This window comes from Candidatus Paceibacterota bacterium, assembly GCA_041661265.1.
Taxonomy (GTDB): Bacteria; Patescibacteriota; Minisyncoccia; order JAHIHE01; family JAGLIN01; genus JBAZUT01.
Genome location: JBAZUT010000001.1, coordinates 39,097 through 64,887 on the forward strand (window position 1 = coordinate 39,097; position 25,791 = coordinate 64,887).

38 protein-coding genes are annotated in these 25,791 nt (G+C 42.2%); 6 read left to right on the forward strand and 32 right to left on the reverse strand.

Annotated features, from left to right (window positions below; all coding sequences use genetic code 11):
• Positions 1-3 precede the first annotated feature (3 nt).
• From WC788_00225 to WC788_00280, 12 genes are all read right to left on the reverse strand, one after another.
• Positions 4-840 (reverse strand): restriction endonuclease, encoded by an 837-nt coding sequence (locus WC788_00225; protein ID MFA6096035.1) that lies wholly within the window; start codon positions 838-840, stop codon positions 4-6.
• Between the two features lie 200 nt (positions 841-1,040).
• Positions 1,041-1,472, reverse strand: coding sequence for an SET domain-containing protein-lysine N-methyltransferase (locus WC788_00230; GenBank protein ID MFA6096036.1), 432 nt, complete (start codon positions 1,470-1,472; stop codon positions 1,041-1,043).
• 193 nt (positions 1,473-1,665) lie between these two features.
• Positions 1,666-2,469 (reverse strand): aminoglycoside adenylyltransferase domain-containing protein, encoded by an 804-nt coding sequence (locus tag WC788_00235; protein MFA6096037.1) that lies wholly within the window; start codon positions 2,467-2,469, stop codon positions 1,666-1,668.
• A gap of 169 nt (positions 2,470-2,638) precedes the next feature.
• Positions 2,639-3,280: a cation diffusion facilitator family transporter gene (locus WC788_00240; GenBank protein MFA6096038.1), complete on the reverse strand. Its 642-nt coding sequence runs from the start codon at positions 3,278-3,280 to the stop codon at positions 2,639-2,641.
• A 138-nt stretch (positions 3,281-3,418) separates the two neighbouring features.
• The gene (locus WC788_00245; protein ID MFA6096039.1) at positions 3,419-3,814 is read right to left on the reverse strand and encodes a hypothetical protein; all 396 of its coding nucleotides are present in this window, start codon (positions 3,812-3,814) and stop codon (positions 3,419-3,421) included.
• 134 nt (positions 3,815-3,948) lie between these two features.
• Positions 3,949-4,092 (reverse strand): hypothetical protein, encoded by a 144-nt coding sequence (locus WC788_00250; protein MFA6096040.1) that lies wholly within the window; start codon positions 4,090-4,092, stop codon positions 3,949-3,951.
• A gap of 107 nt (positions 4,093-4,199) precedes the next feature.
• Entirely contained in the window at positions 4,200-4,709 is a 510-nt protein-coding gene (locus WC788_00255; GenBank protein ID MFA6096041.1) for an SRPBCC domain-containing protein, read from the reverse strand.
• Positions 4,710-4,953: 244 nt separating this feature from the next.
• Positions 4,954-5,100 (reverse strand): hypothetical protein, encoded by a 147-nt coding sequence (locus WC788_00260; GenBank protein ID MFA6096042.1) that lies wholly within the window; start codon positions 5,098-5,100, stop codon positions 4,954-4,956.
• Between the two features lie 57 nt (positions 5,101-5,157).
• On the reverse strand, positions 5,158-5,646 hold the full coding sequence (locus WC788_00265; protein MFA6096043.1) for a hypothetical protein: 489 nt from the start codon (positions 5,644-5,646) through the stop codon (positions 5,158-5,160).
• Between the two features lie 7 nt (positions 5,647-5,653).
• Positions 5,654-6,214, reverse strand: coding sequence for a hypothetical protein (locus WC788_00270; GenBank protein ID MFA6096044.1), 561 nt, complete (start codon positions 6,212-6,214; stop codon positions 5,654-5,656).
• Positions 6,215-6,244: 30 nt separating this feature from the next.
• The gene (locus WC788_00275; GenBank protein ID MFA6096045.1) at positions 6,245-7,009 is read right to left on the reverse strand and encodes a hypothetical protein; all 765 of its coding nucleotides are present in this window, start codon (positions 7,007-7,009) and stop codon (positions 6,245-6,247) included.
• Between the two features lie 140 nt (positions 7,010-7,149).
• Positions 7,150-7,638, reverse strand: a complete 489-nt coding sequence (locus WC788_00280) for a hypothetical protein (protein MFA6096046.1) — start codon at positions 7,636-7,638, stop codon at positions 7,150-7,152.
• A 238-nt stretch (positions 7,639-7,876) separates the two neighbouring features.
• On the opposite strand from WC788_00280, the gene WC788_00285 reads away from it, so the two are divergent.
• A complete protein-coding gene (locus WC788_00285; protein ID MFA6096047.1) occupies positions 7,877-8,134 on the forward strand; it encodes a hypothetical protein in 258 nt (85 codons plus the stop codon).
• Between the two features lie 134 nt (positions 8,135-8,268).
• On the forward strand, positions 8,269-8,616 hold the full coding sequence (locus tag WC788_00290; GenBank protein MFA6096048.1) for a hypothetical protein: 348 nt from the start codon (positions 8,269-8,271) through the stop codon (positions 8,614-8,616).
• A gap of 56 nt (positions 8,617-8,672) precedes the next feature.
• On the opposite strand, the gene WC788_00295 is transcribed toward WC788_00290, so the two are convergent.
• From WC788_00295 to WC788_00320, 6 genes are all read right to left on the reverse strand, one after another.
• Entirely contained in the window at positions 8,673-8,954 is a 282-nt protein-coding gene (locus WC788_00295) for a ferritin family protein (protein MFA6096049.1), read from the reverse strand.
• A gap of 44 nt (positions 8,955-8,998) precedes the next feature.
• Positions 8,999-9,538, reverse strand: a complete 540-nt coding sequence (locus tag WC788_00300; GenBank protein ID MFA6096050.1) for a hypothetical protein — start codon at positions 9,536-9,538, stop codon at positions 8,999-9,001.
• Between the two features lie 454 nt (positions 9,539-9,992).
• Complete coding sequence (locus tag WC788_00305) at positions 9,993-10,802, reverse strand: carbon-nitrogen hydrolase family protein (GenBank protein ID MFA6096051.1); 810 nt, start codon at positions 10,800-10,802, stop codon at positions 9,993-9,995.
• Between the two features lie 124 nt (positions 10,803-10,926).
• Positions 10,927-11,751 carry a hypothetical protein gene (locus WC788_00310; protein MFA6096052.1) on the reverse strand — a complete coding sequence of 275 codons (825 nt, stop codon included), beginning with the start codon at positions 11,749-11,751 and terminating at the stop codon, positions 10,927-10,929.
• 38 nt (positions 11,752-11,789) lie between these two features.
• On the reverse strand, positions 11,790-12,122 hold the full coding sequence (locus tag WC788_00315) for a hypothetical protein (GenBank protein ID MFA6096053.1): 333 nt from the start codon (positions 12,120-12,122) through the stop codon (positions 11,790-11,792).
• 26 nt (positions 12,123-12,148) lie between these two features.
• Positions 12,149-12,973: an FTR1 family protein gene (locus WC788_00320; protein MFA6096054.1), complete on the reverse strand. Its 825-nt coding sequence runs from the start codon at positions 12,971-12,973 to the stop codon at positions 12,149-12,151.
• A gap of 265 nt (positions 12,974-13,238) precedes the next feature.
• On the opposite strand from WC788_00320, the gene WC788_00325 reads away from it, so the two are divergent.
• Both WC788_00325 and WC788_00330 read left to right on the forward strand, forming a co-directional pair.
• Positions 13,239-13,499: a hypothetical protein gene (locus tag WC788_00325; GenBank protein ID MFA6096055.1), complete on the forward strand. Its 261-nt coding sequence runs from the start codon at positions 13,239-13,241 to the stop codon at positions 13,497-13,499.
• 186 nt (positions 13,500-13,685) lie between these two features.
• The gene (locus WC788_00330) at positions 13,686-14,045 is read left to right on the forward strand and encodes a hypothetical protein (protein MFA6096056.1); all 360 of its coding nucleotides are present in this window, start codon (positions 13,686-13,688) and stop codon (positions 14,043-14,045) included.
• Between the two features lie 115 nt (positions 14,046-14,160).
• Here the strand turns inward: WC788_00330 and WC788_00335 are convergent, their stop codons facing one another.
• Positions 14,161-14,916 (reverse strand): hypothetical protein, encoded by a 756-nt coding sequence (locus WC788_00335; GenBank protein ID MFA6096057.1) that lies wholly within the window; start codon positions 14,914-14,916, stop codon positions 14,161-14,163.
• Positions 14,917-15,144: 228 nt separating this feature from the next.
• Here WC788_00335 and WC788_00340 point away from each other — a divergent pair, with 228 nt between their 5' ends.
• Positions 15,145-15,534 (forward strand): hypothetical protein, encoded by a 390-nt coding sequence (locus tag WC788_00340; protein MFA6096058.1) that lies wholly within the window; start codon positions 15,145-15,147, stop codon positions 15,532-15,534.
• Positions 15,535-15,857: 323 nt separating this feature from the next.
• On the opposite strand, the gene WC788_00345 is transcribed toward WC788_00340, so the two are convergent.
• The 13 genes from WC788_00345 to WC788_00405 all read right to left on the reverse strand — a co-directional run bounded on the left by WC788_00345 (position 15,858) and on the right by WC788_00405 (position 24,554).
• Positions 15,858-16,556, reverse strand: a complete 699-nt coding sequence (locus tag WC788_00345) for a 2-phosphosulfolactate phosphatase (protein ID MFA6096059.1) — start codon at positions 16,554-16,556, stop codon at positions 15,858-15,860.
• 12 nt (positions 16,557-16,568) lie between these two features.
• Positions 16,569-17,402, reverse strand: coding sequence for a hydroxyethylthiazole kinase (thiM, locus tag WC788_00350; GenBank protein ID MFA6096060.1), 834 nt, complete (start codon positions 17,400-17,402; stop codon positions 16,569-16,571).
• Positions 17,371-18,027, reverse strand: coding sequence for a thiamine phosphate synthase (gene thiE / locus WC788_00355; GenBank protein ID MFA6096061.1), 657 nt, complete (start codon positions 18,025-18,027; stop codon positions 17,371-17,373). Before thiE ends, thiM begins: the two co-directional genes overlap by 32 nt.
• A gap of 288 nt (positions 18,028-18,315) precedes the next feature.
• Positions 18,316-18,774, reverse strand: coding sequence for a putative immunity protein (locus tag WC788_00360; protein MFA6096062.1), 459 nt, complete (start codon positions 18,772-18,774; stop codon positions 18,316-18,318).
• 42 nt (positions 18,775-18,816) lie between these two features.
• Entirely contained in the window at positions 18,817-19,410 is a 594-nt protein-coding gene (locus WC788_00365; GenBank protein ID MFA6096063.1) for a hypothetical protein, read from the reverse strand.
• A gap of 57 nt (positions 19,411-19,467) precedes the next feature.
• Positions 19,468-19,845: a hypothetical protein gene (locus WC788_00370; GenBank protein MFA6096064.1), complete on the reverse strand. Its 378-nt coding sequence runs from the start codon at positions 19,843-19,845 to the stop codon at positions 19,468-19,470.
• A 259-nt stretch (positions 19,846-20,104) separates the two neighbouring features.
• A complete protein-coding gene (locus WC788_00375; protein MFA6096065.1) occupies positions 20,105-21,211 on the reverse strand; it encodes a polyprenyl synthetase family protein in 1,107 nt (368 codons plus the stop codon).
• A 109-nt stretch (positions 21,212-21,320) separates the two neighbouring features.
• Positions 21,321-21,785, reverse strand: coding sequence for a hypothetical protein (locus WC788_00380; GenBank protein ID MFA6096066.1), 465 nt, complete (start codon positions 21,783-21,785; stop codon positions 21,321-21,323).
• A gap of 21 nt (positions 21,786-21,806) precedes the next feature.
• Entirely contained in the window at positions 21,807-22,547 is a 741-nt protein-coding gene (locus tag WC788_00385) for a sulfite exporter TauE/SafE family protein (GenBank protein ID MFA6096067.1), read from the reverse strand.
• Positions 22,548-22,729: 182 nt separating this feature from the next.
• The gene (locus tag WC788_00390) at positions 22,730-23,053 is read right to left on the reverse strand and encodes a YbjQ family protein (GenBank protein MFA6096068.1); all 324 of its coding nucleotides are present in this window, start codon (positions 23,051-23,053) and stop codon (positions 22,730-22,732) included.
• 428 nt (positions 23,054-23,481) lie between these two features.
• Positions 23,482-23,880, reverse strand: coding sequence for a DUF6010 family protein (locus WC788_00395; GenBank protein ID MFA6096069.1), 399 nt, complete (start codon positions 23,878-23,880; stop codon positions 23,482-23,484).
• A 35-nt stretch (positions 23,881-23,915) separates the two neighbouring features.
• On the reverse strand, positions 23,916-24,338 hold the full coding sequence (locus WC788_00400) for a DUF6010 family protein (protein ID MFA6096070.1): 423 nt from the start codon (positions 24,336-24,338) through the stop codon (positions 23,916-23,918).
• 9 nt (positions 24,339-24,347) lie between these two features.
• Positions 24,348-24,554, reverse strand: coding sequence for a helix-turn-helix transcriptional regulator (locus tag WC788_00405; GenBank protein MFA6096071.1), 207 nt, complete (start codon positions 24,552-24,554; stop codon positions 24,348-24,350).
• A gap of 420 nt (positions 24,555-24,974) precedes the next feature.
• On the opposite strand from WC788_00405, the gene WC788_00410 reads away from it, so the two are divergent.
• A complete protein-coding gene (locus tag WC788_00410) occupies positions 24,975-25,676 on the forward strand; it encodes a recombinase family protein (protein ID MFA6096072.1) in 702 nt (233 codons plus the stop codon).
• Positions 25,677-25,791 lie beyond the last annotated feature (115 nt).

The following is a 25,791-nucleotide window of genomic DNA, read 5'->3' on the forward strand; positions in this document are numbered from 1 at the left end:
ATATTAAAAGTTTATAAACCATTCTTTATTCACCTCTACAACTTCTTCCGTCTTGAGATTAATTCCAATTTTGAGTTCTTTCATTTTTTCCACCAGTTCATCTCCTTCGATCAAATCAATAGGAGGCGCGCCATCTCTCGTCGCTTCTTGTTTGGCATCCCGAGTAAATGTGCCAGTTGTAATAACCAGACCCTTGTCAGCTCGACCTACCATCGCACCTCTAAAATCTCGTATTTGTTGTGACGAGACACTTCCCGCATAACGTTTACATTGAAATATAATTCTAAAACTCAATAGGCCTCCAATTTTAATAATACCCCTCCCATCTATACCGCCATCACCCGAACGACCAGTAACTTCTACTTGGACAAAACCTGATTCACGCAAAATTCTCTGACATAACCTCTCGAAAGCTTCCGGGCTCAGTTGCAAACATTGTTCAAGTAATTCTTCCTCCCAAAGTTTCGGCGCACCTTCCGGCTCAGTACCTTCTGCAACCTCCGCCTCAATTGAATCAGTTTCACGATCGATGGTTTTAACAAAATGATTCACAATATTTTTGTCAACGCTATTCACCTCTCTTCCCTTGGTTGTAAGGGCCCATACTCCTCTTGATGAATTCTCCAATACACCAAAACGCTTCAAATAATTACGCGACCAAGCAAGGCGATAACCAAGCTTGGTTCTGTTTCCCCGATGAATTTCATTAATTTCATCTTCGCTAAGTTTCAATAAATTAGCAACTTTTTCCTCAATTTCAGCAATAGAACCGGAGCCGCCAAGTTCATGCAAGGCTTTGATTACTGGATTAAATAAATTATCATAAGTTGGGATAGCCATAATGAATTAGTTTAATTGTTTTCGCGAATTCTACCACTTAAAAGTTACCAATAAAGGGTTTTTATCTCACCCAAATTATACTTCATTTATATTGATATTACAAGAAAATCCAGCCTTTCGGCTGGATTTACTTAAATCCCCTTTTTCAAGGGTAAGAACCAAAATATGCGCATTCCCTGCCCTATAATTATTCAAAACTATCAAGCCTTCTCCGGCTTGCTCTTTATTCTATTCCTGCATTTCTTGCTTCCGCATTTGCATTTCATTTTCAAACCGACTATAGATTCTTCGGAAAAATTGATCGTGATCTCTTCGCCTTTTTTGATATCCCTGGAAGCGATATCACGGGCATTTTTCGCGAATGTGTTTGCATCGCAGGAATGATTTAGATATTTCCCAGGAGACGTCGGAATGATATATTTTCCTTTGTAGTAATAGACATTTTTTCTGATCGGATCCGGAAGATCCGGAATGTCTTCTTTTTTCACTTGACTCTTCAAGTCCCACTCGATGACAACTTCCCCTTTTTTGAAATCGCGCGCCGCAAACACGCCCTTGCCAAGTATCTTTGATCTCTTCACTATCCAATCTTTGTGCCTGGAAGGATCTTTTCCTACTGATGTTTTTTTCATTCAATTAATTTTAACTGGTTACAAAACAGTTCCCACTATGAGACGAGATAAAGTATGGGATTGCCGGCACTGTGTCGTGTATCAAAATGACAGTCTTAATTTATATACCTTCTACCCCCAACAAATCTCCCTCAATCCCTCTTTTCCAAAGAGGGAAATTACTAGGAAAGAAAAAACCAACGAATACCGGATTTCATTTCTTTGGCTTGTTCAGCTCCCCCACCTTCCCGATCACAAATCTTATAAACTCCACCACCTCTTTCTGCCGTTTCATCTCCTGACCATAGCGCCAAGCCTCGGCTTCTTCGATCAGGTTTTTCCATTCGCCAAATTCATTCTTAATCCAAGCGGCGGATTTCGGCTTGGAAGCAAGTTTCCCAGTCAAGATCGTATAGAGGATCCGGCACAGGTGCAACACGAGATAGGACTGCTGGTGCGGATCGTTCAGATATGCCGTGTCCTTTATTTTCGGCTCCCATTCCTCGAACAAGTCTCGTATGCGAGCTTCGATTAAATCTTTGCTTTCAATCCGTTTCTTGATGAGCGTTTTGAACTCCGGACCGATAAGCGCAATTCCATCGTGAACAAGAACATACTGATCAATGATCCATTCGTTTCCATATTTCGCCATGGGACAAAATTTTCCCGCTCCGAAATAGGGCCGTCCTTCTTTGGGCGGAAGAATGTTTTCAAGCATGAAAAGTGAAATATATGAGCACTCGATCCTTTTGGCCCATCTTGGGAATTTTTTCTCCGCGTCAATGTGCAATTGTTTCACTTTTTGGATCTTTTCGCCAGGCGCCGGATTTTTCAGAACGACCGCAAGATCGATGTCGCTCCGCTCTTTGTTGAAATCGCCATAGGATAGAGATCCGGTGAGATAGATCCCGACCAGATCATCGGCAAAAATATTCTGAATCCCCTCTGTCAAAAAGCAGAGTACATTGTTGATGACCTTGTGCGGCGTCGCTTTTTTGATGTGTTCAAGATTTTCCATTTATATTTTCTATTATAATCCCGGTGTATTGCGAAGGACAGCAGTGCTTCCGATATCCATCGGAACAAGCTCCGCTAGATGAGATAAGGCATGGGATTGCCACGCTCTCCGCCCCAGGCGGATCGCTCGCAATGACAGAATTGGTACGACCAGCTCCCGTTTGGAGGCCCTATTCCTTATCACAAACTTCTCTGTTATTAATATGTCTTAAGGATTCTATAATTATTTGTAACGATGAACGAATAACAATAAGAGCTATAATAAAGCCAATGGTGATATCCGGCCATATAGAATTAAAATGCGCCACCAAAAAGCCGGCTGCGATGACACCAACATTCGCCAGCATATCATTGCGAGAACAGAGCCACGATGACCTGACATTTAGATCTGTCGACCTGTGCTTATAAAGCAAGATAAAAGAGACAGCATTTGCCATTAATGCCGCAAAGCCTATGATAGTGATCGTTCCGGCAGTTGGAACAACAGGATTAATAATTTTGAATATGATTTCGGCAAAAACAAAAACTCCCAGGAGAAGCATTATGATACCCTTTGCAAGAGACCCCTTGGCTCGGACAGAAGGATGTTTCGACATTACCGCAATAGTAATCCCATAAATAAAAGCATCCCCGAGCATATCAAGAGAATCGGCAAGCAGAGAATTCGAATGTGCTATAAAACCGCCAATTATTTCTACAAAAAACATCCCAAAGTTAATTAAAAACACTATGATCAAAACCGTTTTAATATTTTTATTCCCGGAATTTTCTAAGTTAATAGCGCAACAATCATCTCCATGATCTTTTTGCATATTTTATTTGGATTATAAAGATTAGAGGATGCTAAATACTTTTTAAAATAATTCATCTCTAGGACTTTCCTTTCGCCCAAATTATAAGCTATTTGTGCCATTTTTACAAGAGAATAAGATAAAAAAATAGAGAAGCGTTCAGCTTCCCTTTCGGAAAAATATCGTATGCGAAGGCCTTCCGCATCCAGAATATTGATATTGGCGCTTGGAGCTGAGCTCCATTGCGATCTTTGCCCCTTCTGTTTCGACTAATTCTTCGAGTATTTTGCGGGCTCTTTCCGGCTTGCCCGCCACAAACGCTTTTGAGATCTTCTCAATCGCATCTTTGTATGCCTCATCCCGCCTTTTCTCTTCCTCCTCAAGGCGCTGTTTTTCCGCGATCTTCATTTCTTCTGTCATTTTCGCGATTACCTTATCGAGTTCGGACTCGTGTTCGGGCGCTTTCGGATAGACCCATTTCGTTTTTGCGTCCTTCTTTTCGATCTTTTCATCGCCCGTTCCCGCGCCGATCTCGCTTGGAATCCTGTCTTCCATTTATTTTCCTCCGTTAATCCATGCTAGCGCAATAATATTGGAAGGTCAATAGGATTATGGACGCGAGGCTGAACGGATCTCACGGATTCCGCAGGAGGCCGCCATATGTGATGATTATTGTTTCTTGATCCCTATTATTCGATATCTTTCGGCCGGAAGCTGTCTTGCGGGCATTGATTCGCGTCCTTTTCCGCCTCCACTTCATGGCCGAAACAATCCCCCTTGGTTGAATCGTCTTCATCGGCTTTGTAAAATTGGCAGTCTCTGCATACTGGCATAGTTTTATATAAAAGATTAATTAACGAAAATATTTATTATACCGATAACTTTGGATTATTTTCATCGTTCTTTTTCATTCGCGCTTTCACAAATTAACAGCCGCTTACTACAACACTTTCTCAAGCTTGCGCAGAGACTGCTTCCAACCCTCCTTCATTTTGAATAGATCGTCGGAGCTGATTCCGCCGACATCGGGGCATTGCAGAGTAAGTTTCGTGTCTCCATCTTCCTCTTTGAATGTAACCGCTATCATCATTTCCAAAGGGAAATTTTCGTTCATTCCATAATATGAAGCAGGAACTTTATTCCCTTTTTCGTCAGTGAAAGAATCGATCATCACGATCTTTCCCTGCTGCATCGAATCCGGCGACGAAATGTCACGGAAGACTCCACCTCTCCAAAAATCCCGTTCCTTTCCGCCGGGACTGTTGACTCCGCGAATACAATAAAGATATTTTCCCCCGACGCGGAGATCAATTTCGATATGTGTCGCAACAAAACCATCGGGTCCCCACCATTTTTTGATCTGATTCTTATGCGTCCACGCCTTCCACACTTTTGCAGGCGGAGCATTGAATTGATAGGTCACAATAAGATCGCTTTTTTCAATTGCCATATTATTTTATGATTATTTATCCGGAATGTTTTCTTGGATATTGTTCGATCAATGCATGAAGACCGGAAAATCCTGCTTTGATCTAATCATATTATAATCAAAACTTCCGGGCAAAAAAACTATGCACACAGAGAAAAGCAAACGGATCGCCGCGCTTTTTCCAGTTTATCCCGAGCTTATCGAAGGGTCGAAGGACTCGAAGCGGCAGAGCGGGCAATCAATGTGGTTATTGCTTTTTTGATCCCTATTCTTCGATATCTTTTGGCTGGAAGCTCTCTTGCGGACAATAGTTCGCGTCCTTTTCCGCCTCCACTTCATGGCCGAAACAATCCCCCTTGGCCGAATCGTCTTCGTAGGCTTTATAAAATTTGCAATCTTTGCATGCTGGCATAGTTTTTTCATTATAAATTAATTTGGAAATACTGTTTACTTTATAGCTTTGATTAAATTATTTTTGCAGCTCGATCCTCTTTTCCGTCGTCAGGATCTTGACTATCCTGACAGAGACCGCCTGCGAGGAGTCGTATTCTTTCGGAAAATTATTGAGATTGAAATAGATCGCATAAAATCCCGTGGGAATATTCTCGAAAAGCGCGGCCCCCGCGTCGTCCGTTTCCATCATGTAGTATTTGTTGGCTCCCGGAACAGTCCCCAAATCAACTTCCACCTTTGCCATCGGCTTCCCTCCGGCCGTGACCATCACTTTCAAATTTCCCGAATCTTCGGGTTTTTTGAACGCGGAGCAGGAATTTGTCTGGATTTCGCAAAGGACGGTTCCTTGGGGCTTCTCTTTTCCATCGACCGGCGCCTTGGCCCCGTTATTCTGGAGAAGATACAGCTGTTTTGTTATATTCGTGTCAGCGCCATTATTGAGGGCGAAGTATCCTCCCACGAAGATCAAAGTTGCAGAAAGGAATCCCAGAAGAAATTGTTTCATATGTTTATTATAGATTTAAAGGGTTCTTGGGGGTGGAATTGGTTTTGAATATATCCACGCTGCCGCCGGAATTCAAGAGTTCTTCCCGCGCGATTTTCTGAAGTTTCATTTCCAGGGGGCGGATGTCATGCGCCCGGATGCGCAACTGGACATTCAAAGGAAAGATCTTTTTGACGTCTTCCGCATATCGGGATCCGTCGCTTGGCGCTTCAAAAGAGAACATGCTCGGATCATAGTTCTCCGTCAAGCCGGAATAGTTTATCTTCACAGGCCCGGAAGAACCGCTTATGATCTTCAGGGCGCCGCTTTCCATCGACAGTTCTTCGCACAGCGCCCAGACATACACGGGGAAAGATTCGCGTCCGGGATCCAAATTCTCGATCTCACAATAGTTGCGGCTGTTCGCCTGATTTTTCCAGCTGAAATAACTCCGGGTCAGAAGATAATTATTTATGGCTTTTTCCAGGTTGCTGTTCCCGAAACCGGAATACATCCGGACATATAGCAAAGCCATCGCGCATATTGCGATCGGGATGGCAGCTAATAATATGACCTTTTGCCTGGACATGGTTGTTGATATTTTATCTTATGGAACAAATTAAGCTAATTCCTGCGACGGCATTCTTTCCACGACCGGATCATCAAAATCGCTGTTGTTGATGGCTATATCCGCTTTTTCTTTCGGGTTCGCGTTTTTGAAATATAATTTCTGCCCGGGGATATAACGTTTTTCGTATTTATCTGTGATATTGCTATCCGTCCCCAGATATTTTTTATCCTTTGTCCTCTTGCGAACTCTTTCCAGTGTGATCTCAAAAGGAACATCGAGAAATATTTTCAGGTCCCAAAAAGAAAAAAGTTCCGGCCTGAAAAGGAATATCCCGTCGAAGATCAATATTGAATCTTTTTGGGCTTTTTCCGGCGACGAATCCGATTCCTTGTCGCTCATATAGTCGAATATGCCTTTTCTGTATTCCATCGGCCCGTTCGACCCGAGGGGTTCAAGCAAATTATCAATCAACGCCCGGTTATCGAATGAACCAAAATAGTAGCCTTCGGGAGAATATTCCCCTTTCTGATATCTCACTTGTTTCGCGTTATGAAATTTATCGATCGATGCTCTGATGATCTGCCTTTTCGTCCTTTTGAGATGATCCGCAAGATCATCGGCAAACACGGTCTTTCCCGATCCATCAACGCCGTCTATCGCGACCCTGGCGGGATGGCTCAAATTGATATCCCTGATCTTTTTCTCCAGAAGTTTGAAAATATTCTTTCTTTCCATAAATTTATCATGCTTTTTAAAATAGTTCCGGAGCTTCTTCCTGCGATCAGTTACCGGAAATATCCGGTGCGAATACATTCCTCCTGCTTAAATTATATTCCAACATCACCCATACTACAAGGAGATCAAGCTAAAAGGATTGCCTATTCAATAAGGCATGTTTTATTCTCATCGGATTTCTTTTGAAGCCCCCGAGTAGAGAAAAAAAGAAAGGTGAGTTAATCACCTTCGTATACATAGTTTTCCACTGTTTTTACAAGAACTATTTTTATTTCCGGTTTATAATCGTGCGCTTTCTGGTGCGAGGACCTGTAGGCCCGCGCAAAATCATTTGCATCCTCTCTTGTTTTACATACAAATGTTCTATTATCCAAACCGGACGAGCTTATTCCGAATACCGACAAGCAACTGATATGCGCATAGCCGTTTTCAGCGCCCGATACCCTCAATACACTACCATCGAATTGTACGGCGATTATTTTAGCATTAAGCAGCAAGTCGCAGACCTGGCAAAAAAGATCTTTCTCTTTCATATTCGTTTCTTTTTCGATTTCTTTGCGTGGGACATAAAGCGGCGAATTGGTTCGCCTTATTTCATACCCTATGATCAGGTCGGTTAACACCTCCCAATCGCCTTTTTCAATTATTCCTTTTACAATTTCTTCGGCTGTTTTTTCTCCGGTTATTCCCATTTTCTTTCTTCTCATTTCATTCCTCCAAAAAAATTCGTATTCAAACTCTAGCAAATGTTCACGCTGGTGTCAATTTAATATATATATATATATATCAACTCATTGTTAATTTGAATATGCAAAAAAAGAAGACGGCTAGGGATTCTTAGGCGTCCGCAATGCTTCCGAATGCCCTGACGGGGAAAATTGTTTTGAACTTGACCCAAAGACAGCGTTCTTATAAGATGAATATACAATTGCCAAGGAGGCTTCAATGTTAGAAAAAGATCCGGAAGGGTTGTTCGCTGTCCTGTTTTGCTCCAACATAGAGCATTGCGGCGAAATAATTATTGAAAAAAGACGGAAGGGGGAAGTTCCTATTATCAAAGTCAGATCTGATCATTGTTTGACCAACTTCGAAAAATCCGGCAATGGACCGTTTATTCAAATGGTCCCCGATAGTGTCAAGATCTTCCCGAAAAAGTTCGGATACACTATGAAAAGATCCGGTGAGTATGTTATTTTCCGATAAATTTCCAAACCCCAAAAATCAGGGGTTTTTTTATGGCGAGAAGTCCAGTCTTTCAAGGCGATCTTCATTCTCCTTATTGACATCATCAATATTCCGTCTTATTCTTCAAATACCCCAAAAAGGGAGGAGAACAAATGAAATACACAAGACTGGACGAACTGTGGGAAGAAGATGAAGAAGTGCAGAAAATAATTGCGATAAATGAAGGGATCCTGAAACTTCTGGATGTCCTGACCGCAAGACAAACTCCGGTGAGGCTCCGAAGCTATAGAGCGGGAGTCGAGCTGATGGCCGCAATGGAAAAAGACAAAAAGCCGGTCGGACTATCCGATTCCGGCTCATTCAGACAGACCGAATATAACGCAGGGATCATCCCGATCCTGACGGAGGCTCTAGAAAAAAGATCGTGCAATCTCATGCAGAAAAAAAAGATCGCGATCTTGGACATGTTCTTCACAAACCTCGAGATCGGAGAAGACTAAGCAAGAAACATCTTGCTTTTTTTATTTCATTACTATCCGTCCAATTCTGAATTATATTATTCAATCAGGTCGTGCACTTCTTTCTTTCCCTTTTCCGGCTCAACGACCTGCTCCAGATCGTCCCTGAGAAGCAAAGTCTGAAACTCCCCCATGTGGGTTTTTTCTTCCCTGGCGATATCAAGAAGTATCTCTTTGATGATCTTGCTATCCGTAACCGCTGCCAGCTGCTCATATAGATTGATCGCATCCAGCTCCGCGATCATTCCAACGCGCAAGATCTCCTTGTTTATATCTTCTTTGGCCACTTTCTTGCTGCCATCGGGTATTTGCGACATCATATTTTAATTTTTAGCGATTAAATCAGGCAAGAAACTCAAAAAGATCAGTACGAGCTCGGCGACGCAGCAGTGCCGGCCGGGACCAGATTATCAGATGCGACCTTGTAGACCGACCAAACTCCCCCCACGCCCTGCCCGTTGGTGTCGCCCGCTTTTTTATCCTGGATATAATAGTATAGCGGCATGCCTTCAAAAGTTACCTGTTTTCCCCCATCGGTCCGGGTTGTGACGCCAAACTTGCTTGCGATCAGGTTGGATCCGATCTTGGGAGAGGCGCTCACTAATAGAGGCGGCCAATTCACGGCGCAACCGCCATAACAAGCGCTTACGTCCTTCGTGTCTTTGCTGTAGGTGTATAGAGTCATTCCGTTGCCATCAGTAAAAATATCCCCAAGAGCAACGTTGTTCTTGACCATTACATCGATTTGCCCCTGTGCGGGAGAAGCCGGGTTATTATTCGCCTGCTGATCCTGAACTGTATTGGCAGGAGAATAGGGCGAACTGTATCTGGTCTGCATGATATAGGCAGCCCCGGCGATAACGATCAAAATTCCCGCTATGGCGATGATAATTTTTTGATTCATATTTTTATATTAATTATTAAAGCTGAAATATGCGGGGTACGTCTTCTCTATAATGAGTTTATTTCATGGTTTTGTTTTAATAATTAAAGCTGGACTTTGATCTCAGAAAATGACGCGGAAGATATTCCGGATATTATCTGGCAGGCTTCGATAAGTTCTATGCCGAGATCGATCGGCCCGCGACATATGAAAACGGCTTTTAAAAAATGCGCCTGTTTTAAAAAACAAGCGCTCGAAAAAACTCTGCATTTTCCGTGAATATATTTCTTCTGGCATTATCCATCTTCATATATCTGTTATGAATGTTTATGCAACGAATTCCATGATCCGAATTTTCAATGATACAGCCACCCTCCTTCTTATATTCTATAACATTAAAGAGCTGATGCAAGATAATTATTAACAGGTAAAAGAACCAAGATGAAAAAATTGCCTTCTTTGAAAGCAGCTATCATTACGAAAGATCTTTCCCTATCTCATAGACCTTCCGCGCATCTTTCAAAATATCCATATCAACTTCCCGGACAAACATCGCCTCCCTGCTGTGCGGCAATTTTTTCAAACACCCCTTGAACGGAACCGCTATCTGTGAATGTCCCGCCAAAGTGTCCATTGAATTCCCGACCTTCGTTTTTCCGGCGGCATTGCAGAAAACAAAAATGATCCCGTTCTCAAACGCCCTTGCTGTGCAGATGGAATCAATGAGCTTTATCTCGGAATTTTTGTCATATTTCATCCCGATGCCCGCATCTTCAAGACGCCAATAGCTCGAACAAAACACCAGCTCGGCCCCCTTTGCCGACATTCCGGCGAATATATCCGGAAAGAAAAGATCCCAGCAGATGACAAGCCCGATTTTCCCGAACCTCGTATCAAAAACGGAGGACTCGCTCCCGGCGGAAAGACTCGGCTTTTCTGTGCCCCAAAGATTGATCTTCCTGTATTTTCCCAGCACCTCCCCGCCGCGATCGATATAGTATGAAGTATTGTATAGTTTTTTCTTGTCCCTTTCCACCATCGATCCGGCCACAATATCGATCCTGTGGACCTTTGCCAAATTCCGGAAATATTCCACATATTCATTTCCATGGCTAAAACGATCGAGATCCCGCTTTCTCGTTCCGTCAATGAAATATTCGGGAAAAATGACCACTCCGGCTTTCGAATCGGCGGCTTTCTTTATGAATTTTTCAGCGCGCAACAGATTATTATCGCAAGATAGCTGATCGATCATGAATTGCGCGACGGCGATCTTTAGTTTCATATTGTTTTGCATCAAATTTTTTAGCGTTTTGGTGGAAATCATCAGTCCGTCATCTCCATCACCCCCATGAAAATCATTTAAAGCCAAGATCAGCATTTATCATTGCGCCGGATAACATGTTCAGCTATTTCGGATCATTTAGCTCTGAAGTGCGCCCGATTCCCTTGCATGCCGGACATGCTGCCTGATAGGATTCCTCGATCTCGATCTTCTTATTGCCCTTGCAGACGCTGCAAGGTAATGGTGTTTCCATGAATCCCGTTCCGCCGCAATAATCGCATTTCATATAGCTTTCGAGATTCTCTTCGGTCTCCGGTACTGTGAGCCCCACGCCATATCTGCCCGTTCCATTGCAGTATTTGCACAATTCCCTGCCCGTTTTCTTGCAGCTTCCGCAATCAACGGTCTTTTTCCTTTTTTGCTCCACTTTTCCGCTTCCGCTGCAAGTCTTGCAAACAGTTCCGTCATCTTCAGCCGGCAGTTCACGTTTCTTGTCCTTTTTCAACAGCCTGCGCCACCACTCAAATCCGAAAAAAGCCGAAATAATAGCGGCAATAACTGCAAGATAAAATAAGTTTTTAAATCCCTGTGGGGAAACTGGATCGATAATTTGTTGACTGTATTTATCTGACGGTATATTTTTATCCTCTGCCTGTGTCTGCGCCTCCGGCAATGCTTCATCCGATGCAATTATATTATTTTCTGCAGCCGGAGTTTCCAATGCCGAAGATGGCGCCTGGCCGGTTTGGGGCTGGATCACAGATTCCGGATTGATTGCCGGCGACACCCCGCCCCCGGAAGCATCGGGAACATTGCTCGCACTATTGACCTGCCTCTGATATTGCTGAATCATTTCCGGAGAGATATTGTTCACTTGAGCCAAAGCAAGATCAAAAACGGACAATATGCCCAGAAGAACAAATGAAGCTTTATTTAATCTTTGTTTCATATCCACTGAATGGTAAATTGATTTAAAATTGTTTTTATTCATACTTTCTTGTCTTTTCTGTTCATCTTGATCTCCCTGAATCCCAAGATCACCAATATCAGAATAACGGCTTTCAGGAAATAGTAGCCTTTCGGATCGAGAAATTCCTCCGTCATAGGCGTTTTATTTCCGGAAAAAGAGTGGGCCAGGATGCCGATCGGCAAAACGAGATATAGCCAGCTCTTTCGCGAAATGTCCAGACCCGCAAGTCTGAACAGTCTGGAAAGAAGCGGGGCAAGAAGATAAACCGCCAAAAACGAGGCTGCCGTATCAAAAACGGTGAAACCTCCGATCCGGAACTGCCTTAAAAAAGTAAGAATATCGGTGTCCATATATATGAATTATCAAATTAGCATAGTCATTCGTTCTTCCCGGCTCTTTTCCAAAAAAAATAAGCGCCTGAGATATATGCAAAATAGCCCAAAACTTCGACAAGCGACGGATTCCCATTGTATCCAAACAGGCTTTTGAATATGCTTCCAACAGACCCGTTTTCATGAAGTGCGGGAAAAGAGCCGTCGGAATTGACCGGAGGATTTATGTCCCAGACATGCTCGATCAAGACAGGTATCGCTCCCGCCTCCTCGAACTCGTGCACGCCCTGAGCCACCAGTCCGGCCGCAAAAAAAATCAGGATCAGGCTCGTGAAGTTGAAAAACATTTTCACATTTATTTTCATCGAGCCCACAAAAACGGCATATCCCAAAAGAACCGCAACAGAAACTCCGAGCACCGCCCCGATCAAATTGCTGTTCCCCGATGCAAAACTCGCCGCACCAAGAAAGATGACCGTTTCCACTCCCTCCCGCAAGATCGATATGAAAACCAGGAAAAACAGTCCGGCCTTGTGCTTTGCCGAAAGCTCCAAGGATATATTTTTCCGGAGATCCTGCGCGACATGCTTTTGCCCCATCATCCAGAAGATCATGGTCGAAAGAAGGAATGCGCCGAAGAACATCGTGACTCCCTCAAAGATCATCTCGCCCCTGCCGCTGAATCCGCCATATATATTTTCAAATATGAAAGCGGCAAACACGCTGGCTATGATCCCCGCCGCAATTCCGACATAAACGACGTTGTTATATTTCGTCTGGCCTGTTTTCGAAAGATATCCGAGAACGATCCCGACCACGAGAGCGGCTTCGAAAGTTTCCCGGAACGTGATGATAAAATCCGCGATCATAGTTTTTCATTAAATTATTTTTTTGATTTTCACAGAGAGGCTTGTCGGGAAATGCACCGGAGCGCTCTCTCTTCAGCCCCTACGGTCGATCCCCTGTATTTTTTGTCCATATATAAATTATAGACCAAATATGCGGAAAATGGAATGAACTTCCCGATATTTATCGTAAAATATCAAAAAAGGCGTTGCCAAAATCAAACGTCGTATTCTTGACATATTCCTTATTTTGTATTATCATTATGCGTTGACAACGGGAGGTGTTGACATGAACGGGAACATGAAAATGGCCATATTGAATGTTCAGATCGAGACTAATATGACATCAATAAGGGCAGGACTGGCGTTCAATAAGAACGGGAAAATAGAGCTCCATTTTTGCGATCCTGCAGACCTGGGATTGGACACTGAAATTTTATCAGAAAGTTCTTTTCCCAATTCGGGATCAGCATCTGGGGGAAAATACAGTTTATGGATGTCTATGTTTGAAAGATATATAAAAAAAGGAAGCAATACCGACGATCTTTGATCGATTCGGTTTTTTTATTTTCCGGCCGTTATTCATTTCTTGATGCATAAAACAAAATAATCCATGAGGTCCGAATAATTCGAAATGCTCCTTCAGACACGCCGGACATTTCCGCATGCAAAAACATTGGCTTATTCGCGCCCGTATATATACTTATTTTGCTGATATTCACAGGGGGGTGAAAAAATGACAGCAACAACGCTAAGGCCTGATCTTGAGACCATGCTTGAACTATTGAGGAGAAGAGCGACAAAGGCTGATCTGGAATGGTTCAGAAGAACAAGCCCCCGACGCTATGAAAGATATGAGGAGCTGATCGGAAATAAAGATGATCTTGCGGATGTCATAAACGCCGAAACAATAACGCTGGGCATACAATATCTTGTGGATGCGATCACTCGCAAGACCGGAAGCGTCTATCAATATTCGGACATTCCCAAAAATTATCTCCCGAGGTTAGCATCGATCCTTGGTGTGCCTGTCCCCAAAAAGTTCAGGAAAAAAGAATTGATCGCAAAAATATTGGAAAATATCGGGAAAAATTAAGCATACCAAAAAGCGACTCCCTGAAGATCGCTTTATTTTTTTTCTCCCACCCCCCGTACTATGGGCCGGCAATCGTAATATCCGAAAAAAAATAGGCTTTTGCCTATTATCATTTTTAATCCGCGTTCCAAATATGATCCGCGCTGACCGCATCGATAGCGGTGTGCGCGAGTGAATCTATATGATCTATACTGCGCCGGTTGTATACTCCGATCACTCCTCCGCGCGATCCGCGTTCGCACGACCTGCGAGATCCGATCCTGAATTCTCTCCTTCCGAATTTCCAGATCCTCTTGGCAAGATCAATGCCGAAAAACCCATCATCATATTCCTCCATGGCTTCCTTCACGGAAACGACTTGGACACAGCAGGTGTTATCGGCATATTTCATGACGACCAATTCCTTCATTGAAATAGCATTCTCTTTGCGTATTGCCGTGAGCGTCTTGCAAAATAGCTCCTTGGGCAGCGACGTATCCTGGCCCTGCGAATCCGCTTCATGTGTTATGGTTTTTTTCCCGGTCGAAAGAAGCGCCTCCATCGCATCCGGATTGTCCCTGTATTTGGACCTCATCGCCCTTGCGATAAGCTCATGATGCGCATCGGAATCATAGACGATTCTCTTGCCCCGCCAATAAACGAAATCATTCTTGGCGCTGGCGCCAAGAAGCCTCGCTTCAAGCGGTGTAGCTTTCATGATGAGAGACCTCATCGGATCGCCTTCAGGAAACTTCAGCCACTCTATGAATATATCCACGCGGGGCATCCATTCGCGTCCGATCCAGAACCGGTGAGCCGAAGAATTATCCAATATTCTTTCTATTGGATCCTCCGAACTGCTATTCACGTTTACTATTCCTTCATTTTTCAATCTTTACACCTCCATTTATTTCCGATCAAAACGGCATGTTTTGATCTCTGATTCTAGCACGACCGAACATTAAGTCAAATCCGGATTAGCCGATTCTGCAGCCTGCTCCTCCAAAAAACCGATAATGTCCATAAGAAAGGCTAGAACTTATTGCATAAAAAGCTATTTATTGTAGAATTAAGTTAGATCCGTCCCGGTTCACTTGCCTAACATAAATACATGAAAAATATGGAAACTTTACACGCAGAAAAAGAAACTGAAAATAATGAGACGAAAGATGAGATCGATAATGCCAATGAAGCGAAAGTTTTTCCAAACGAAACCAAAATGGCAGAAAAATTAAGTTCTGATGAAGATCTCGAGGGTGCGAAAATATTCGATGTAAAAAATAATATATCTAAAGAGGCAGCTCCGGTTGTTGCTTCCATGGAAGATGCAGAAAACACAGTGATCGGAAATGAGGAAGGATATAGACAGGACACAGATAAAAAGATCCGGGAGGCACGAGAAACACTTAGCTCTCTTTTTGATAATGCCGGCGAAGATACGGAGAAACTTGGAAATGGCAAAGAAAAAAAACGGCCCGTTCCAAACGCAGACATTTTGGATGCTGAATAAGACCTATCTTGGCGCAAGAAACATCCGCTATTGACAAATAACGTTTTTTATGATATTATATGAGCAGAGGTATAATTTAATGGAAACATACGAATATGGCGATAGAGTATTAGAGATCGGTTCAGTGATCAGCATGTTAATGTGCATTGCAATAATGGCAGTACTATACTACTCCTCACACCCTATCCACATATAAACACAAATAAAATGACTTACGATGTAAGCCTTATTTTTTTATGCGTTTAACAAAAAAGATCATGCCCGGAGCATGATCTTTTGATATTTCAGCATTACTAAACTGTGATAGCGTAATGCGGGAACCGCTACTTTTTCATTTCGATCCTCTTCAGATAGACCAGGCCATCTTCATATGGCTCAGCTTTCAGGATGAAGGAAAATCTGTCCAAGGCGATACAAAGATGAAAATCCCCTTCCGGATGGGATTCGATCTTGGGATCAAAAAAGTGCTTCGCAAAGCCGGCCGTTTTTAAATGTTCTACGATCGCACCAAAATCATTGGGTTCTCCGAGCAGGGCATTCCTGATGTATCGCGCGCATACTGCGTCTTCATCCAGAATGGTTTCATTGGCCGTTCCAGTGCAGACCAGCGAAATATTTTCAGGATTTTTTGATCTTATATATTCGATAATTGCCGCCACATTCACAAAGCTTCCCGTGATGATCTCTGCAGCATTGATAGCATTGGCCATCCCGTTCGTTCCATTGGCTGTGGTGTGCACGACTGTCCTGCCGCCAAAATCAACGCCCTGGATCTCGAAAGGAGAATTTCCAAAATCAAAACCTGGCTGGATGGCCCCGTCGCGTTCACCCATTAAAATAAAATCGGGATTTTCTTTTTTCAATCTGTAGGCAAGTTCTATGTCTCCTACCGGGATGATCCTCTCTGCGCCCTGGGCAACAACATAGCAAGCCGTAGAAAAAGCGCGGAAAACATCAATGATTACCGCGAGACCCCTCGCTTTTTTTGCGCCCTCGATATTCTGCAATATTTCTATTTCCATAGATTTCTTCAGTTATATTTCTGTTATTTTCGCTCCCGCTGCCAGCGTTCTTTCGTCCATATTATAAATGGCATCGAGAAACGCGACTTTGAAACTGGCGGGACCTTCGATCTTTTTTTTCACTGCCAATTCCGCAGCGAGGCCGAAACAGGCCAGAGCGCCCGCGCTTGCGAGAGCTTGATCGTGATCAACGGCGCAAAATGCTGCAACTGCCGTAGTGGACATGCATCCCGTACCCGTGATCCTGGGCAGCCAGGAATTTCCATTGTCGACGACATAAACTATCTTGCCGTCGGAAACGATATCCCTCTTTCCTGTCGCAATAACGGTAGCCTTTGTTTTCGCTGCATATTTTTTCACCGCAGATACAAGATCGATCGAACTGCCGACGCTTTCCACTCCCCTGACCTTTCCTCCCGCTCCGCTCAAGATCCCGATCTCTCCGGCATTGCCTTTGATGACCGAAATATGCAATTTTTCCATAAGCTGTTCACACGTTTTTGTCCGATATGACGTTGCCCCCGCTCCCACCGCATCAAGCACTATCGGGATCCCTTTTTTGTTGGCAACAGCGCCTGCCAAGAGCATCGCCTCGATCCAATATTCCGTCAGAGTCCCGATATTCAAAACCAGAGCGCCCGCATTTTTTGTCATCTCTTCCATTTCTTCATGGGCATGAGCCATGACGGGAAGCGCTCCCAGAAAGAGCGTCACATTCGCCGTGTCGTTCATCACCACAAGATTAGTGATGTGATGTATGAGCGGTTTTTGTTTTTTTATCTCGCCCAATAATTCCGAAACCCGGGTATTTATTTTATCCACGTTGTTGTTTGTTATTTTTAACATTTATGAATATTTTCAAGAGTTCTTCGGCCGCCCGCTTCGGGTCCCTGGCCGGCATGATCGCTGAGACAACCGCAACGCCATCGGCTATTTTCGCGACTTCTCCGGCATTTTTCATATTGATGCCTCCGATCGCAACCACAGGAATTGAAACCGCATTCTTTATGTTCTTCAATCCCTCCAGACCGATGGCGGGAGAAGCATCCGGTTTTGTCGAGGTCGGGAAAATAGGACCTGCGCCGATATAGTCCGCTCCATCTTTTTCGGCCCTGATCGCCTCTTCAACGCTGCTTGCCGACACGCCGAGGATCATCGCATCCCCGATCATTTCTTTCGCCTTCAGAGCCGGCATGTCTTTCTGTCCCAAATGGATCCCTTGGGCGCCGATCGCCATGGCAGCTTTGATGTTGTCATTAATGATAAGCGGAATTTTCCCCTGCGTTATTTTCATCAATTCTTTCCCGACAGCGATCAATTCTTCATCGCTGGCATCCTTGTCCCGAAGCTGTATGATCGTTGCTCCGCCCAAGACAGCCCGTCTCACAACATCAGTTATCAACCTTGATCCGGCCAGCTTCCTGTCGGTTATGACATAAAGGCTAAAACCAAGATTATTTTTCATCTTCATGTGAAAATACATATTAATATAAATATATCGCAATATAAGTAGAATCTAAAATGCTTTATTGTTTCATCTTATAATTTATTTCTGTTGAAACAGTTATTAATCGGGCCATTGCGAGCGACCAGAAGGAGCGTGGCAATCCCTTATCCAAGCCATAAATACGAGATTGCGGAGTTTACCCTGAGTAAGCTCGAAGGGTCGTACCTCCCTGTCTACCGGTCAGGCAGGCTCGCAATGACAAGCAGAATTAGCACTATTTCATCATAAACTAATTAATATATTCACTGAAACCTAATGGCGTTCCCTTAGATCTATCAAATGTTGATATTGCCAATTGCGTTCCTTGGCTATGGCATCGTTGGAATCCGTGGCTCTACAAATAGCCTGCTGAGCATAAATTGCTGAACCGATAGAATGTCTGGGAACATGCGCGGTCGCAACCGCCTGGCCGCAAGCTCGGGCAGCAGAGCGGGCCGCATCATCCTCCCCCGCTTCACGAGCGGCGGCATGAGAGTCAAGCGAAGCTTTGCGAATAACCGCCATTTTGAATATTCCCGTATTTATCCATTCCTGGAGTGTTTCCAGAGCTTGCCGGGGACGACGGTCTTGGGGATGTTTTTTCTCAAAATATGGCAAAATGCGCTTGGCGCAATCGATCGCCCAAACAGCCAAAGTTTTCTTCTCGGTTTTTTTCACAAGCTCTAAAGTTGCCTCGTCCCTGAACGAAACTAAGGACCTTGGTCTTTTCATATTTTTAAAATTATAGGGGATCAGACGCCAATCGTCAACTCTTTAGTTCCACGGACTCAAAAATTCCCACAAAGACGCGATCAAAAATATCGGCAGCACAAGACAATAGATCCACAAAATATCCCGCAGCGCTTCCCTGGGAATCCCGAACCACATAAATCCTGCGTTTTTGAGCCGCGAACGGAACATGGAGAGGCCCGCCTGGATGCCCGCTCCGGCAGCAAGCGAATATGCGAGGAGTTGCATAAACACGACGGAAAAATAATAGAAAGCCTGCTTCGGATGAATCAACCGGCTTATATGATCAGAATCAACTGAAACAATTCCCCCGACCCATCCTCTATATGCAACCACAGGATAGGGAAAAATAATCCCGAACCCTCCCAAAGTATCAGCCGCCGCCCCGATAGAATTACCGCCAAAATCAGCCAGCCCTTTTGATAGTTGACTCTTCTGATTCAAGATGACGCCGGCATGAGCTTTCGCCACCAAATTATCCCGATATGACAAAGCAAACTGGTTTCCCGAATGTACCATGACAATTCCAATCGCAACAGAAACAAAATATGTTGCTGCCACAGTGAGAATGGGAATTTTTGCCCGCCAGAGTGCGGATCTTATCTGAGTGATTATCATATTGTTTAATAACTCATGCATTAGAATGTCCAGCTCCTTAGATTGTAACCAACCACCCTACCCCCCTTTCCCGAATTGGGCTGATTCCCAGCTATGCCCCAATTCAGCAAGTATTAGCCATACCCTAACTTCACCAAACAATGCATCCTTTTTTTGAAGATACTTGGCGATGTTCAAACATATTTGGTCTTGTCTTTCTACCCGATCCTTAAAAGAGTGAGCCGTTATTTCAATTTCTACATCACCGATCATTCCCTCACCGCTAACATTAACGAGACGAATACTTACTTCTTCCGGTTTAAGCTTAATATCATTACAAGTTAATTCTTGAGCAATAAACTTTTTCAGATCATCTTTTAGTGAATTCGACATTAGCTGCCGACCAACGTCTTTTTGTTGACCTAAATCTTTATAAAAAATATTTACGGTTGGCATAATAAATGATATTTATGTTTATTTTAATTATTTTATAATTAATTCTTAAAACAAAAAACTTATCCCTTCTAAATTAACCACATTAAAACTCTTAGAGCGAATTTTATTATCTGAAAAATATATATCCAATTATACCCCCAACCAAACAGTTAACGGAATATTAGAAAAATAGAACAGAACATCAAACTCCTAATCTTTTAATTCAATCACCTCGAAATTTCCGCGGCGTCAGAAAAGGAATCCGGTACCTTTTAAATATTTATATTCGTAGATCATTTATCCCCGCCAACTCTAATCCGCAAGCTGAAACTGCTCGTTTATAGCCATATAATTCATTTAAGGAACGATACCATTGATTTCTATATACAGCACGAGTAGCAACGGCGAGCATTTTCTTCTCTAAAGAATTGTCAAATAACTGTAAATATGGCAAAGCTTTTTCGATAAACTTAGAAGCGTAAATTTGCGATTCTTTAATAATTTCTCTTTCAACCATAATTTTGGCTATACTTTCAAGATCATTCTTTTGCGCTTTTTGATTACCAAAAGCTTTTTTGAACAACTCTTTTTCATTTTTACTTGCTTTTTCTAGAAATAAAATATTTATTATTGTATATCGACCATTTTTTATGTCTTCAAAATCTTTTATAATATCGCTTATATCATTGGTAACCATATAAGCTATACCGATATTTTCACCGAAATTTGATAATGCATTAATTCTTTCATTACTGCCACCGGCGGCAATTCCACCAATTTTTAAAATATGCTCCCAATAATTATATGCATAAGTTCTTCTTTCGTAAACATCCATAGAGGGTTCATTATTATGATTTTCAATAAAAAATCCTTCATAAATATCCTTTATAAAGCTAGATACAGTATTTAAAATATAATGTGTTTGTTGCTCATTTAATTTTAATTTTTCTATTGATTCTCCAATTAAATCATAGGCTAAGCTAATAAGTATATGAGAGATTATAATTTTATCCTGTACATTTTGACGATTTTGATAATATCCAGGATAATCAAAAATTTTGTCACAACAGTAATAAGAAAATTCTAACAAATCCATTGATGCTGCTATCGGTAAAAAATTTATTAAATCCTTACCACCGCAAATCTCATATCCCAATCTTGCAATGTGAGATCTCATTTTTGGTTTACCAAGTCTTCCTATGGCTGCTTCGTATAGTTTTTTATAAATCTCGTCATTATTGCATATTCTGCCTTTCGACTTTTCAAAATAATTTAATATTATTGGATCTACGAGATTTGAAGTTTCCTCCATTATACGAAAATATTTATCAAGCAAAAGCATGATCTCTTTTCTTTCATCTTTTTTGGTTTTTTGACCTTGTTCCATACATTTATATAACTTGCGGATGTTTAATTAAATCTCTGATTGAAACCGCCTATACTTTAACGATTTTAATTTACAACTATTCCATTGTATTATTAGGTAAATAAAACAGCTATTCTGTCCCCAACTGAATAGTCAAAGGAATATTTGAAAAATAAGAAAGCACATCGAACTTTGAATCTTTTAATTCGATCATCTCGAAATTTACACGATCAATAAGCTTAAAATGCTCGTCATCTTTCAAATACTTTTCCTTGAAAGAATTGTAATCCCTGAGAGTAAAATCGGCGTCTCCGCGCTCCAGACGTGCTGGATCTGGCTTGCGAACTTTGAGAAGCCAAAGAGGCCCGGCAAGAGTTTGAAGCGGTTTATAAAATTTATAAAGAGGTCCAGTCGAGTTATCCTCCACAACATCACCAAGCTCAGAGGCTTCCCTGTTCAGCGCTTCATATTCAGCCCTACTCTGACAAAAAATCGCCGAGTAGTTTACTTTTGTTGATTCATCCAATATATGAATTTTATTTAATTCTATTGTTCTTGGAATAATGTATTCCAAGATTCCAGAAACTGTATTCATAATAATTTGAAAAATGTGACTTTATCCAATCAGCACTTTGATAGCGGAAATTATAACAACAGTGCTGAAAAAAGCTTTTACCCATCTGTTCCCTTTCTTCACTGCGATATGAGCACCTAAATAACCGCCGATCAGCATTCCGATAAACAAAGGGATTCCTATCTGATAATCTATTATACCATTAGCCATAAATATTATAACCGAGGCAACGGAAAAAATAGTGAAGGAAACCAGTTCGGTGGCATTCGCTTCGATCATCGGCAGTCCAAAAAAGAAAACAACGATACTGATCAAAATGGCGCCAAAGCCGCCAAAAAAACTGGCAATTATTGAAATTAGAAAATACAGGATATAGCCAACTATTTTATAATTTCTTGAAGTGGTTTTGTTTTCCAAACCAAAATCCTTTTTAAGAAAAATAGTCGGCACAAGAAGAAGGAGCAAGACTCCGGTCAGAGTTTTTAATGAAGCGGGATCAGCGGATAATAAGATTTTTGATCCGATCACGCTGGAAAAAATACCAGCGACGCTTAAACCAATGGCATATTTCCAAACTATTTTCTTTTCTTTTATAAATTTATACAACCCGCCGATACTGAGCCCGATCCCGCCGAATTTGTTCGTCGCCAAAGTTATCTGCGGCGGAATGCCATAAAGCAGTAGGAGAGATATCGAAAATAGTCCCCCTCCGCCGGCTACCGCTCCAACAAATCCGGAAAGGACACCGGCGAAAAAAATTGAAATTAATTGGACAAATATCATTTAAATATTTTTATTGTTCGGAAAAGATATCGGGTTATTTTAGTTACATTTGGCCATCGGTACATAAAACTCCTTGAACCAATGATAGCTTAAACTATAGGAAAAATCAACAAAAAAACCGCCTTAAAGCGGATTTTTACGGCTTGCTGACATTCCCTAAGTCTTTCTCATTCAAACCTCGCTTATTCAACCCAAACTGCTGTTCCATAGCAAAGCACTTCGGTCACTCCTGACATAATTTCATTCGCATCATAGCGGACTCCGACAATGGCATTCGCGCCCATTTCTTCCGCGTGCTTGACCATCAGATCAAAAGCTTCCTGACGCGTTCTTTCGCATAAACTTGTGAACAGAGTGATATTCCCTCCGACGAGAGTATGAAGCGCGCCGCCAAGAGTTCCGAAAATCGATCTGGATCTCACCGTGATCCCTTTCACCAAGCCGAAATTCTTAACTATTTTCTTGCCCGGCAATTCGAGCACCGTGGTGATATTGTTGTATTCCATATTTATAAATATTATTTAATAAACAATACGATGTCCGTCCTTAAATTTCAAACTGTAAATTTAATACGTAAAATTAATCTAGTTTTTTTTAATCAAGCTCGCCTTCGCGAATCTACTGGCCTGGCTTCGCCGGAGGCTACGCCAAGGCGAGCGGACTGTGTCACGCCGTAGCTTCGCTTCGGCGAAGCGAAGGCGGTGTGCGTTCGAAAATATCCGAACCGATTTCAGCGAAAATTAAGCGGAGCGGGCAGAATTTTTACCCCGTAGCGAGCTCGCTCTGCTTCGGGGCACCCCCAAACCCCCCTTCCGCCCGCCCGCGGAGGCGACCATTTCAGATTGGACGATTTCAAGTTTTCTTTGGCGGCAAATTCTTTTAATTCGGAAAGTCGGGACTCAACGCTAAAAATTGTCGTTTTGTCCGGCATAAACTATATTAATCTTATAAGAATAAAAGCTCCGATAATCCAATCATAGATCATACAAAAATAAATGTACCATTCCGGCACTTTTGTTTTTACAATTTGAGATTCTCTGCGATGAATCGCATCCCATATCCCGTGCCAAAAATAACCGATAACGAGAACTAAAGGATTAATCCATAAACCAGCGAGTATTAAGATAAAAAATAGCGTAATATTCGTTACTTCTATAATAATTTCTTTAGCGCCCCCGCTCAAAAAAGCATAACCAAAATAAACCGCAGCAATTCCCATAAGAACTACTGCAAAGAATTCTATTTCTTTTGGCTTTGAAAAAAACGAAGCAATAATAATCGTTATCAATGATAGAATTATTCCTAATATTAATCCTCTGTTTTTTTCACTCATAGTTCATAAAATTTAATAGTTAATATTTATCATTTTTACCGCCACCAAACTAAAATAAACACGCCGAGCAGAATGTCGAAAGCAACACATGTAGGCACATACCAAAATGCAACGGATGTATTGAGAGTCTTTGGATGTTCAATGATGATGTCCCAGACAGCATGTACAAAACATGCCAACGCGAGAAATAATGGATTCACCCAAAGACCTGCAAGCGCGAGAACGAAAAAAACCGCGGAAGCTCCGTCTTGAAGAGCAGCCTTCTTTAGGCTGGCAGTTAACAGTCCTACACCCAAATAAACGCCGCCAAAATATCCGACTAAAACAACCAAAATATCTCGAGCATGTGCCTTAGATAATAATGTAATAGCAAAAGAGACAACAATGGCGCCAATTACGCCAATGAACATAGGTATTTTACGATTCATAATATTTCCCTTCATATTTTCTTGTTCCATATTATTATTTTATTTTATTAGATCTTCAATTGAAACGCCAAGAGCTTTAGCAATCTTTGCCATAATTAACACAGACGGTTTTTTAATCACATTACTCTCAATTTTTGTCAGGGTGGTATATTTAACACCAGATTTTTTGGCAAAATCCTCCTGCGATAAACCTAGCTTTGCGCGATATCGTTTTATATTTTCTCCAATATTGATTTCTGTTGCCATAATTTCAATAATTTGATAGTATTATACTGATATGATATTATTTCAATATAATACTATCACAAAATTATAAATTCGGGAAGCCCGCTTTTGGCCTAAAATGAATTCGAGCCGATATTTTTTCAGGTTCTTTGGCAGTTTTTCAATTCTGAAATGGTCGCCTCCGCGGGCGGGCGGAAGGGGGGTTTGGGGGTGCCCCGAAGCAGAGCGAGCTCGCTACGGGGTAAAAATTCTGCCCGCTCCGCTTAATTTTCGCTGAAATCGGTTCGGATATTTTCGAACGCACACCGCCAGTTGGAAAACTGGGGGGAATTGGCAAGGGTTCGCCAGCCGATTTTCCCTTTATGAATTTTTTATCTTTGCCCGCAGTAGCGGGCAGGCCAAAAGCGGGCTTCCCGAATTTTCTATTTAATTTTAAAAACTATGAAATATTTTATCTACACAAGAAAATCAACGGACAGTGAAGAAAGGCAAGTTTTAAGCATTGAATCTCAAATTTCCGAATTAAAAGAATTTGCCGCCAAAGAAAAACTTGAAATCGTCGCCTCGCCAAGCGAGGCAAAAACTGCCAAAGAACCTGGCCGAACTGTGTTCGGCGAAATGCTTGATCGGATTGAAAAAGGCGAAGCCTGCGGAATTTTGGCTTGGCATCCGGATCGACTGGCTAGAAATTCAATTGACGGAGGTAAAATCATTTATTTGCTGGACACTGGAAAAATAAAAGATTTGAAGTTTCCGACATTTTGGTTTGATAGTACGCCGCAGGGAAAATTTATGCTAAACATTGCCTTTGGCCAAAGTAAGTATTACATCGACAATCTAAGCGAGAATATCAAGCGTGGACACCGAGCAAAACTACGAAAAGGCATTTGGCCGACTTTTGCCCCGCTTGGTTATTTGAATAACCACAAAACCAAAGGGATTGATATTGACCCTGAAAGAGCGTCATTTATTAGAAAAGCCTTTGAGCTTTACGGAACTGGTGAATACACACTAAAAGCCATTGTAAAGGTTTTGGGGCAAGCGGGGCTAAAAAGCTACAAAGGCAATGTTCTTTCCGTCTCCAGTGTCCAGCGTATGCTTCAAAACTCGATTTATTACGGCGTATTTTCTTTCAATGGCTAAGTTTACGACGGAACGCATGAGCCGATTATTTCCAAGAAACTTTTTGATACTGTTCAACAAGTCATGAGTAATCGAGGAAAAAAGCAAAGAAAGAGAAAGCGTGAATTTGCTTTTT

What these genes read in the sequence shown, in the direction of transcription:
- WC788_00225 (MFA6096035.1), bottom strand. Translation starts at nt 840, where the DNA reads ATGGCTATCCCAACTTATGATAATTTATTTAATCCAGTAATCAAAGCC.
- WC788_00230 (MFA6096036.1), bottom strand. Translation starts at nt 1,472, where the DNA reads ATGAAAAAAACATCAGTAGGAAAAGATCCTTCCAGGCACAAAGATTGG.
- WC788_00235 (MFA6096037.1), bottom strand. Translation starts at nt 2,469, where the DNA reads ATGGAAAATCTTGAACACATCAAAAAAGCGACGCCGCACAAGGTCATC.
- WC788_00240 (MFA6096038.1), bottom strand. Translation starts at nt 3,280, where the DNA reads ATGCAAAAAGATCATGGAGATGATTGTTGCGCTATTAACTTAGAAAAT.
- WC788_00245 (MFA6096039.1), bottom strand. Translation starts at nt 3,814, where the DNA reads ATGGAAGACAGGATTCCAAGCGAGATCGGCGCGGGAACGGGCGATGAA.
- WC788_00250 (MFA6096040.1), bottom strand. Translation starts at nt 4,092, where the DNA reads ATGCCAGTATGCAGAGACTGCCAATTTTACAAAGCCGATGAAGACGAT.
- WC788_00255 (MFA6096041.1), bottom strand. Translation starts at nt 4,709, where the DNA reads ATGGCAATTGAAAAAAGCGATCTTATTGTGACCTATCAATTCAATGCT.
- WC788_00260 (MFA6096042.1), bottom strand. Translation starts at nt 5,100, where the DNA reads ATGCCAGCATGCAAAGATTGCAAATTTTATAAAGCCTACGAAGACGAT.
- WC788_00265 (MFA6096043.1), bottom strand. Translation starts at nt 5,646, where the DNA reads ATGAAACAATTTCTTCTGGGATTCCTTTCTGCAACTTTGATCTTCGTG.
- WC788_00270 (MFA6096044.1), bottom strand. Translation starts at nt 6,214, where the DNA reads ATGTCCAGGCAAAAGGTCATATTATTAGCTGCCATCCCGATCGCAATA.
- WC788_00275 (MFA6096045.1), bottom strand. Translation starts at nt 7,009, where the DNA reads ATGTATTCGCACCGGATATTTCCGGTAACTGATCGCAGGAAGAAGCTC.
- WC788_00280 (MFA6096046.1), bottom strand. Translation starts at nt 7,638, where the DNA reads ATGAGAAGAAAGAAAATGGGAATAACCGGAGAAAAAACAGCCGAAGAA.
- WC788_00285 (MFA6096047.1), top strand. Translation starts at nt 7,877, where the DNA reads ATGTTAGAAAAAGATCCGGAAGGGTTGTTCGCTGTCCTGTTTTGCTCC.
- WC788_00290 (MFA6096048.1), top strand. Translation starts at nt 8,269, where the DNA reads ATGAAATACACAAGACTGGACGAACTGTGGGAAGAAGATGAAGAAGTG.
- WC788_00295 (MFA6096049.1), bottom strand. Translation starts at nt 8,954, where the DNA reads ATGATGTCGCAAATACCCGATGGCAGCAAGAAAGTGGCCAAAGAAGAT.
- WC788_00300 (MFA6096050.1), bottom strand. Translation starts at nt 9,538, where the DNA reads ATGAATCAAAAAATTATCATCGCCATAGCGGGAATTTTGATCGTTATC.
- WC788_00305 (MFA6096051.1), bottom strand. Translation starts at nt 10,802, where the DNA reads ATGAAACTAAAGATCGCCGTCGCGCAATTCATGATCGATCAGCTATCT.
- WC788_00310 (MFA6096052.1), bottom strand. Translation starts at nt 11,751, where the DNA reads ATGAAACAAAGATTAAATAAAGCTTCATTTGTTCTTCTGGGCATATTG.
- WC788_00315 (MFA6096053.1), bottom strand. Translation starts at nt 12,122, where the DNA reads ATGGACACCGATATTCTTACTTTTTTAAGGCAGTTCCGGATCGGAGGT.
- WC788_00320 (MFA6096054.1), bottom strand. Translation starts at nt 12,973, where the DNA reads ATGATCGCGGATTTTATCATCACGTTCCGGGAAACTTTCGAAGCCGCT.
- WC788_00325 (MFA6096055.1), top strand. Translation starts at nt 13,239, where the DNA reads ATGAACGGGAACATGAAAATGGCCATATTGAATGTTCAGATCGAGACT.
- WC788_00330 (MFA6096056.1), top strand. Translation starts at nt 13,686, where the DNA reads ATGACAGCAACAACGCTAAGGCCTGATCTTGAGACCATGCTTGAACTA.
- WC788_00340 (MFA6096058.1), top strand. Translation starts at nt 15,145, where the DNA reads ATGGAAACTTTACACGCAGAAAAAGAAACTGAAAATAATGAGACGAAA.
- WC788_00345 (MFA6096059.1), bottom strand. Translation starts at nt 16,556, where the DNA reads ATGGAAATAGAAATATTGCAGAATATCGAGGGCGCAAAAAAAGCGAGG.
- thiM (MFA6096060.1), bottom strand. Translation starts at nt 17,402, where the DNA reads ATGTTAAAAATAACAAACAACAACGTGGATAAAATAAATACCCGGGTT.
- thiE (MFA6096061.1), bottom strand. Translation starts at nt 18,027, where the DNA reads ATGAAGATGAAAAATAATCTTGGTTTTAGCCTTTATGTCATAACCGAC.
- WC788_00360 (MFA6096062.1), bottom strand. Translation starts at nt 18,774, where the DNA reads ATGAAAAGACCAAGGTCCTTAGTTTCGTTCAGGGACGAGGCAACTTTA.
- WC788_00365 (MFA6096063.1), bottom strand. Translation starts at nt 19,410, where the DNA reads ATGATAATCACTCAGATAAGATCCGCACTCTGGCGGGCAAAAATTCCC.
- WC788_00370 (MFA6096064.1), bottom strand. Translation starts at nt 19,845, where the DNA reads ATGCCAACCGTAAATATTTTTTATAAAGATTTAGGTCAACAAAAAGAC.
- WC788_00375 (MFA6096065.1), bottom strand. Translation starts at nt 21,211, where the DNA reads ATGGAACAAGGTCAAAAAACCAAAAAAGATGAAAGAAAAGAGATCATG.
- WC788_00380 (MFA6096066.1), bottom strand. Translation starts at nt 21,785, where the DNA reads ATGAATACAGTTTCTGGAATCTTGGAATACATTATTCCAAGAACAATA.
- WC788_00385 (MFA6096067.1), bottom strand. Translation starts at nt 22,547, where the DNA reads ATGATATTTGTCCAATTAATTTCAATTTTTTTCGCCGGTGTCCTTTCC.
- WC788_00390 (MFA6096068.1), bottom strand. Translation starts at nt 23,053, where the DNA reads ATGGAATACAACAATATCACCACGGTGCTCGAATTGCCGGGCAAGAAA.
- WC788_00395 (MFA6096069.1), bottom strand. Translation starts at nt 23,880, where the DNA reads ATGAGTGAAAAAAACAGAGGATTAATATTAGGAATAATTCTATCATTG.
- WC788_00400 (MFA6096070.1), bottom strand. Translation starts at nt 24,338, where the DNA reads ATGGAACAAGAAAATATGAAGGGAAATATTATGAATCGTAAAATACCT.
- WC788_00405 (MFA6096071.1), bottom strand. Translation starts at nt 24,554, where the DNA reads ATGGCAACAGAAATCAATATTGGAGAAAATATAAAACGATATCGCGCA.
- WC788_00410 (MFA6096072.1), top strand. Translation starts at nt 24,975, where the DNA reads ATGAAATATTTTATCTACACAAGAAAATCAACGGACAGTGAAGAAAGG.